This is a genomic window from Enterobacter cloacae complex sp. S2 (genome assembly GCF_015159675.1).
Classification (GTDB): Bacteria; Pseudomonadota; Gammaproteobacteria; order Enterobacterales; family Enterobacteriaceae; genus Enterobacter; species Enterobacter intestinihominis.
The window spans coordinates 177071-185516 of the sequence record NZ_JADDTS010000036.1; the positions used below are offsets into that span (position 1 = coordinate 177071).

The 8446-nt window shown below is 51.0% G+C and carries 5 protein-coding genes and 1 rRNA gene; 4 read left to right on the top strand and 2 right to left on the bottom strand.

What is annotated here, in order from left to right; genetic code table 11:
- Nucleotides 1-69 precede the first annotated feature (69 nt).
- Nucleotides 70-2154, top strand: a complete 2085-nt coding sequence (locus IPZ49_RS17010) for a bifunctional diguanylate cyclase/phosphodiesterase (RefSeq protein WP_032626463.1) — start codon at nt 70-72, stop codon at nt 2152-2154.
- On the opposite strand, the gene envR is transcribed toward IPZ49_RS17010, so the two are convergent.
- The gene (gene envR / locus IPZ49_RS17015; RefSeq protein WP_022649574.1) at nt 2149-2796 is read right to left on the bottom strand and encodes an acrEF/envCD operon transcriptional regulator; all 648 of its coding nucleotides are present in this window, start codon (nt 2794-2796) and stop codon (nt 2149-2151) included. The genes IPZ49_RS17010 and envR overlap by 6 nt on opposite strands.
- A 396-nt stretch (nt 2797-3192) precedes the next feature.
- Here envR and IPZ49_RS17020 point away from each other — a divergent pair, with 396 nt between their 5' ends.
- The 3 genes from IPZ49_RS17020 to IPZ49_RS17030 all read left to right on the top strand — a co-directional run bounded on the left by IPZ49_RS17020 (nt 3193) and on the right by IPZ49_RS17030 (nt 7926).
- Nucleotides 3193-4332 carry an efflux RND transporter periplasmic adaptor subunit gene (locus tag IPZ49_RS17020; RefSeq protein ID WP_063146509.1) on the top strand — a complete coding sequence of 380 codons (1140 nt, stop codon included), beginning with the start codon at nt 3193-3195 and terminating at the stop codon, nt 4330-4332.
- A gap of 11 nt (nt 4333-4343) precedes the next feature.
- Nucleotides 4344-7457: an efflux RND transporter permease subunit gene (locus IPZ49_RS17025; protein ID WP_022649576.1), complete on the top strand. Its 3114-nt coding sequence runs from the start codon at nt 4344-4346 to the stop codon at nt 7455-7457.
- A 247-nt stretch (nt 7458-7704) separates the two neighbouring features.
- The gene (locus IPZ49_RS17030) at nt 7705-7926 is read left to right on the top strand and encodes a lipoprotein (RefSeq protein WP_003860364.1); all 222 of its coding nucleotides are present in this window, start codon (nt 7705-7707) and stop codon (nt 7924-7926) included.
- 347 nt (nt 7927-8273) lie between these two features.
- On the opposite strand, the gene rrf is transcribed toward IPZ49_RS17030, so the two are convergent.
- A 5S ribosomal RNA gene (gene rrf / locus IPZ49_RS17035) occupies nt 8274-8389 on the bottom strand.
- Nucleotides 8390-8446: the final 57 nt, after the last annotated feature.

Consider the following 8446-nt stretch of genomic DNA (forward strand, 5'->3'; position numbering starts at 1 on the left):
CTGACGATGATAATGTCTGTGCCCTTTCCAACCGCTCTTGCTTAACGTCTCACAACGAGTGAACAGACCATGCTGGTTAGCCAATACAACCAAATCCTCGTCGTCATCTCCTTTATTGTCGCCATTCTTGCCGCCTATACCGCGCTGAATATGGCTGCGCGCGTTGCCGGAAGCCAGGGCGTCGCTGCACGCGTCTGGCTGGCAGGTGGCGGTGTTTCGATGGGGATTGGCGTGTGGGCGATGCATTTCATCGGTATGCTGGCGATGGATCTTTCCATGAGCATGAGTTACAACGCGACCCTGACCGTGCTTTCGATGATTATCGCCATCAGCTCGTCAATGTTCGCCCTGTGGCTCGTTAGCGGCGAGCAGCTACATTTGCGCCGACTGCTGCCTGGCGCCGTCGTGATGGGTACAGGCATAGTTGCCATGCACTACACCGGTATGGCTGCCCTGGAGGTCACACCGGGTATTGTCTGGGATAAAACGTGGATGGCTATCTCTGTGGGCATAGCCCTTGCCGCTTCACTGGCCGCTCTTTGGCTGACGTTCCGTTTACGTCAGGAAGCTGCACGAATGGCGTTGATGCGTCTGGGGGCGGCGATCACCATGGGCATCGCTATCGCTGGCATGCATTACGCCGGCATGGAAGCAGCACAATTTCCGATGTCGACGATGGTCCATCATCATGGTATTAACGGGAGCTGGCTGGCGATACTGGTTAGCGTGGTCGCGCTCGCTATTCTGGGGATTACGCTGCTGGTATCGATGTTCGATGCCCGCCTTCAGGCTCGTACCTCGCTGCTGGCCTCATCACTGGCAGAAGCTAACCGTGAACTCGCTCAGCTGGCGTTGCATGATACGCTGACGCGCTTACCCAATCGTATTCTGCTTGAGGATCGCCTCGATCAGGCCATCAGCAAGGCCGATCGCGAAGGAAGCCCTTTCGCGCTGATGTTTATGGATCTTGATGGCTTTAAAACCGTCAACGATGCCTATGGTCATGATGTCGGTGACAAGCTTCTGGTTGCGGTGACTCAGCGTTTGCTGTTGCAGTTGAAAGGTCAGTACACGCTGGCGCGTATCGGTGGGGATGAATTCGTCCTGCTGGCCGAAACCACTACCCCGGATGATGCTGCCTCACTGGCAAATTCACTGGTACGCGTCATTGATAGCCCGTTCCATCTCGATCCTTACGAACTGATGGTCACCCTGAGCATTGGCATTGCGCTCTATCCACACGATGGCAAAACCGATCGTGAACTGATGTTTAACGCTGATGCTGCGATGTACCACACGAAACATATGGGTCGTAACGGTTATCACTTCTTTCAGCCGTCAATGAATACGCTGGCGCAGACGCATCTTCAGCTGATGAATGATCTGTGGCAGGCCATCGACCGTAATGAGTTACGTCTGCTTTATCAACCTAAATTCCACGCCCCTGCCGGGCCGGTCATCGGATTCGAAGCGCTGTTACGCTGGCAGCATCCCAAACAGGGATTACTGCCCCCCGACCTGTTTCTACCGCTTGCAGAGAAAACCGGGCTGATTATTCCAATTGGAAACTGGGTAATCGACGAGGCCTGCCGCCAGCTTCGAGAATGGCACCTTCAGGGCCACACGGACTGGTCAATGGCGGTGAATCTTTCCACGTTGCAGTTCGAACAGCCGTCGCTGGTTAAAACGGTTCTCGATTGTCTGACGCGCCATAGCGTACCGCCCGGCATGTTGATCCTGGAGGTGACCGAAACCACGGCGATGAGCAATCCGGACGAAAGCGTTCGTGTCCTGACAGCGCTGACGGATGCGGGCGTAAAAGCCTCGATAGACGATTTTGGTACAGGTTATTCAAGCCTTCTTTATCTTAAGCGACTCCCTGCCTGCGAGTTGAAAATCGATCGTGCTTTTGTAAAAGAGTTAAGTGGAGAGAGTGAAGATGCGACGATCGTCTCGGCGATTATCGCCCTGGCAAAAACGCTGAATCTGAAGGTCGTGGCAGAAGGGGTCGAAACCGCAGCGCAGCAGACCTTTCTGACAGAACTGGGATGCAATACGCTACAGGGTTATCTGCTGGGCAAACCGATTACCGCGCAGGCTATTATGGAACAGTGCCAGCACGGGGAGATGTCACCATCCCGTATGCAATCATGAGGCTGTATCGTAGAACACTGGCGCCACTCGAGTGATATTTAGTGTCGCAAGAATATTATCCACCAGCGCCGGCGCCTGTTTGTACAGATTAAAACTGTTGCTATCCATTAACCAGTTTTTAATGACTCCGCTAAAAAATGCGTGGAAAACAATCAGCGCCAGTTCAATATTAGTTTGGGAAGAAATAATGCTACGCGCAACGCATTGTCTCAACGTCCTGCGAAGATAAGTATCGTTTAAACCGATCCGCTTGCGTATTTCACATTCTGAAATCACATCGTCATGAAATTCACACTTATGATACAGAATTTGTAAAAGAGCATACTGACGTGGCTCGCTCGCAATATATTGCAGCGCGACAATAAACTGTTCACGAAGCATTAACAAAGGGTCATCTTTTTCAGAAAGTATTAACCTGTCACGAATCATTTCACGCAGCGGCAATTGCTGTTCCCAGATGGCGTTGAATATTTCCGCTTTACTCGAAAAATGCCAGTAAACCGCCCCGCGAGTAAGTTGTGCAGCATCGGCGATGTCGGTAAGCGTGGTATTAGCCACGCCACGTGTCGCGAATAGCCCGATAGCGGCTTCAATCAGCTGCTGCCGGGTCTTTTGAGCCTCTTCTTTCTTTTTACGCGCCATAGCCTGCTACTCATTACTTATACGGTTGATACGACATCAAACGTTATTAAAGGGTCGTGTAAGTCAAAGTATTCACCATAACCCGTTTTAGTTTTGCACAAAAAAAGTCAATTCATTTAATTTATAATTCATACGAATAAATTGAGCAAATCAAATTCATTAAATAAATAGTTTGTATTTACTCATAAGTATTCCGTTGATTATCCTGACAGAAGCCGGATTTCGAATACACTGGTTCAGAATCTGATTTTGCTTTTTATTGCCTCCATCAGCACTTATAAATTAAAAAACCTTGAATACCCTCATTATTATACGCAGCTACATTTCTTTTTTTGCCTCACACCCTTTCACCGACTTATGGCATATATCGGTTCAAGGGTAGTTTAAGGAACAGTAATGACGAATCACTTCAGACGCTTACCCTTATCCGGTTTCATTGTCTGTGCTGCACTGCTCGCCGGGTGCGATGGGCAAGAAAACCCACAGCAGCATGGGCAAGCTCCTCAGGTCAGTGTTCATATTGTCAAAAGCGCGCCACTGGCCGTAACGACGGAATTGCCAGGCAGAACTGATGCTTATCGTGTAGCGGAGGTTCGTCCCCAGGTAAGTGGTATCATTCTGCACCGTAATTTTACCGAAGGCAGCGACGTCAAAGCGGGTGAATCACTTTATCAGATCGATCCGGCCACCTATCAGGCAGCCTACGACAATGCGAAAGGTGAACTGGTAAAAGCGCAGGCGGCGGCAAACATAGCCCATCTGACGGTAAAAAGTTACCTTCCGCTGGTCGGTACGCAATATGTGAGCAAGCAGGAGTATGATCAGGCGGTGGCAACCGCCCAGCAGGCGGATGCAAGCGTCGTTGCCGCGAAAGCTGGCGTTGAGAGCGCGCGGATCAATCTTGCTTATACGAAAGTCACATCGCCAATCAACGGGCGCATTGGCAAATCCAGCGTCACTGAAGGGGCGTTAGTCACTAATGGTCAGTCAACCGCACTGGCGACAGTTCAGCAGCTCGATCCCATTTATGTCGATGTAACGCAATCCAGCAGCGATTTTATGCGTCTGAAGCAGCAGACGAGCCTGCAAAAGGGAGACACCAGCAGCGTTGAGTTGCTGATGGAAAATGGCCAGCCTTATCCGCTGAAAGGAACGCTCCAGTTCTCTGATGTCACGGTAGATGAAAGTACCGGCTCAATCACCCTTCGCGCTCTCTTCCCTAACCCTCAGCATATGCTGTTACCGGGTATGTTTGTCCGTGCACGCATTGACGAAGGCACACAGCCTGATGCCATCCTTGTTCCCCAGCAGGGGGTAACCCGTACACCTCGCGGTGATGCAACCGTGCTTGTGGTAAACGATAAAAACCAGGTGGAATCTCGCACTGTCGTTGCACCGCAGGCGATTGGCGATCGGTGGTTGATCACGGAAGGTCTGAAAAATGGCGACCGCGTCATTATCAGCGGCCTGCAAAAAGTTCGCCCTGGCGTCACCGCCGTGGCTATTCCTGATACCGCCGCGACTCCAGCCAGTTAAGGGATAACGAGATGGCTAATTTCTTTATTCAACGGCCTGTTTTCGCCTGGGTGCTCTCCATCATTCTGATGATTGCGGGCGGGCTGGCCATTTTAAAACTGCCGGTGGCGCAATATCCAACCATTGCGCCGCCAGCAGTTGCGGTGACAGCGACCTACCCTGGCGCTGATGCCCAGACGGTCCAGGATACCGTGACGCAGGTTATCGAACAGAACATGAACGGAATCGACAATCTGATGTACATGTCGTCCACCAGTGATTCTGCCGGTAACGTCACCATCACCCTGACGTTCGAGTCGGGTACGGATCCTGACATCGCGCAGGTGCAGGTTCAGAACAAACTCCAGCTCGCTATGCCGCTGCTACCGCAAGAAGTACAGCAACAGGGGATCGGCGTGGAAAAATCCAGCAGCAGCTTCCTGCTGGTCGCGGGATTTGTGTCGGATAATAAAAACCTCACTCAGGATGATATCTCCGACTATGTCGCTTCTAACGTAAAAGATGCGATCAGCCGTACTTCCGGCGTCGGTGATGTGCAGCTGTTCGGTGCGCAGTATGCAATGCGCATCTGGCTGGACAGCAACGCGATGAATAAATATCAGCTCACGCCGTTGGATGTCATTAACCAACTGAAAACGCAGAACGACCAGATTGCTGCGGGCCAGTTGGGAGGTACGCCGTCCGTACCAGGGCAGCAACTGAACGCCTCAATTATTGCTCAAACGCGCCTGAAATCGCCGGAGGAGTTTGGCCGTGTGACGCTGAAGGTGAACCAGGACGGTTCAATGGTCCACCTGAAAGATGTGGCCCGCATTGAGCTGGGTGGCGAAAACTACAACATGGTCACCAAAATCAATGGCCAGGCAGCAACGGGGCTCGGGATCAAGCTGGCGACTGGCGCAAACGCGCTGGATACCGCTGCCGCCATTAAGAGTAAACTGGCGCAGTTGCAGCCCTTCTTCCCTCAGGGCCTGAAAGTCGTTTATCCGTACGACACCACACCTTTCGTGAAGATCTCAATCCATGAAGTGGTGAAGACGCTGTTTGAAGCGATCGTTCTCGTGTTCCTGGTGATGTACTTGTTCCTGCAAAACCTGCGGGCGACCCTTATTCCGACTATTGCCGTGCCCGTGGTGCTACTGGGTACCTTCGCGGTACTGGCTGCGTTTGGTTTCTCCATTAACACCCTGACGATGTTCGGGATGGTATTGGCGATAGGTTTGCTCGTCGATGATGCCATCGTGGTGGTTGAGAACGTAGAACGCGTCATGGTTGAGGACAAGCTGCCGCCAAAAGAGGCGACCCAGAAGTCGATGGAGCAAATCCAGGGCGCTCTGGTGGGCATTGCCATGGTGCTTTCAGCGGTGTTTATTCCGATGGCATTTTTTGGAGGTTCAACCGGGGCTATCTATCGTCAGTTCTCGCTGACCATTGTCTCCGCGATGGCCTTATCGGTGCTGGTGGCGTTGATATTAACGCCTGCTTTATGTGCAACGCTGCTCAAACCGGTTTCCAGCGACCATCATGAAAAGAAAGGTGGATTCTTCGGCTGGTTTAACGCGCTTTTTGATAAGAGCGTGGAGCACTACAGCAACAGCGTGAGCGGCATTTTACGTAAGACCGGACGCTATCTGCTGGTTTACGTCATCATCGTCGGCGGCATGGCAGTACTGTTCCTGCGCCTGCCTTCCTCCTTCCTGCCGGAAGAGGATCAGGGGGTGTTTATGACGATGGTTCAGCTGCCGGCAGGGGCGACGCAGATGCGTACCCAGCAGGTACTCGATCAGGTTCAGGACTATTATCTGACGAAAGAGAAAGCGAACGTTGAATCGGTCTTTACCGTAAACGGATTTAGCTTTAGCGGGCAGGGGCAGAACTCCGGTATCGCTTTCGTCAGCCTGAAGCCATGGGAAGAACGCCCGGGCAAGGAAAACGGCGTTGAGGCGATTGTCAGCCGCGCAACGAAAGCGTTTAGCCAGATCAAAGATGGTCTTGTATTTCCGTTTAACCTCCCTGCCATTATTGAACTGGGTACCGCAACAGGCTTTGACTTTGAACTGATTGACCAGGCAAACCTGGGACATACGCAGCTCACGCAGGCACGTAACCAACTGCTTGGCATGGTAAGGGAACATCCTGACTTACTGGTCCGCGTGCGTCCTAACGGACTGGAAGATACGCCACAGTACAAACTGGATGTCGACCAGGAGAAGGCCCAGGCGCTGGGTGTGAGCATATCTGATGTCAATCAGACCATCTCAACAGCATTGGGTGGCACTTATGTGAACGACTTTATCGATCATGGACGCGTGAAAAAAGTTTATGTCCAGGCTGATGCTCGCTTCCGTATGTTACCAGGAGATATTAACGACCTGTATGTGCGTAGTGCTAACGGCGAAATGGTGCCTTTCTCTGCCTTTAGCAGCTCTCACTGGGTGTACGGCTCACCTCGTCTGGAACGTTACAATGGGATGCCATCAATGGAGATCCTCGGTGAGTCTGCGCCAGGCAAAAGTACCGGTGAGGCAATGGAGATGATGGAAAGCCTTGCGTCGAAACTGCCTTCCGGAATTGGCTACGACTGGACGGGGATGTCTTATCAGGAACGTCTTTCCGGAAATCAGGCTCCAGCACTGTATGCCATTTCACTGATTGTGGTGTTCCTGTGTCTGGCGGCTCTCTATGAAAGCTGGTCAATTCCATTCTCGGTCATGCTGGTTGTGCCCCTGGGGGTGATCGGCGCGCTTCTGGCTGCATCAATACGTGGGCTGAACAATGACGTTTACTTCCAGGTTGGTCTGCTTACGACAATTGGTTTATCAGCCAAAAACGCCATACTGATCGTTGAGTTCGCCAAGGATCTTATGGATAAAGAAGGCAAAGGGATTATTGAAGCCACACTGGAAGCCTCACGTATGCGTCTGCGCCCTATCCTGATGACCTCTCTGGCATTTATCCTTGGTGTTATGCCTCTGGTCATCAGTAGTGGCGCAGGTAGTGGGGCACAAAACGCTGTCGGGACGGGCGTGATGGGCGGGATGCTGTCAGCCACTCTGCTGGCCATTTTCTTTGTTCCTGTTTTCTTCGTTGTTGTCCGGAGACGGTTTACAAAGCATAAGGATTAATGAAAATCATAAAGGCACCTCTGGTGCCTTTTTTATTTCCTGTCAGCATTCTAATAAAAAGACATCTCTTCACATTTCCTACATAAATAATCAACGCCCCTCTTTTTTCTCCATGATTTTTACAATCCACACAATTTGAGATTATTCCCCGTGCTGTATGGTATTAGTGCGGTGGTAAAATAATCATCAATTCGTAAATTGCCGCATCGGCTCTTAAGCGAATAAGCGATCATATTGAGGTAACATCATGAAAAGATTCCTTTCCGTTGCACTTCTCGCTGCGCTGCTTGCTGGTTGCGCGCACGACTCTCCCTGTGTACCGGTATACGACGATCAGGGGCGACTGGTTCACACCAATACCTGTATGAAGGGGACTACCCAGGATAACTGGGAAACAGCAGGTGCGATTGCCGGTGGCGCCGCAGCAATAGCTGGCCTGACTCTCGGTATTGTCGCCCTGACTAAATAATACTTTTAAAAGCGCGGCCATCGCCGCGCTTTTATTTTATCTAATCAAAGGGTTGTATATTTCCCCTCTCAGATATCATCAGATAACTTTTAGATTCAGTATCCTGTTTTTTTATAGCCCTATTTCCTTACCTATACAACCTCAGTCTGAATCACTGAATTGATTTAACGCTGCTGCGAGTAAGCATTATGCATTCCGTGAATTCATTTATAGCTGGGTTAAGACGCTTTAATACGTCAGTAAGGTATTAACGGCACTCGTTGGAATATCTGATAAGTAAATTGGTTTAGCTGAGGGCATAACGCAAAAAGGCCATCCTTTCGGATGGCCTTACTACTTAATTTGATGCCTGGCAGTTCCCTACTCTCACATGGGGAGACCCCACACTACCATCGGCGCTACGGCGTTTCACTTCTGAGTTCGGCATGGGGTCAGGTGGGACCACCGCGCTAAAGCCGCCAGGCAAATTCTGTTAAACTGTATCAGGCTCAAAATCGTGTCTGTCTCTTCGCCAAAACAG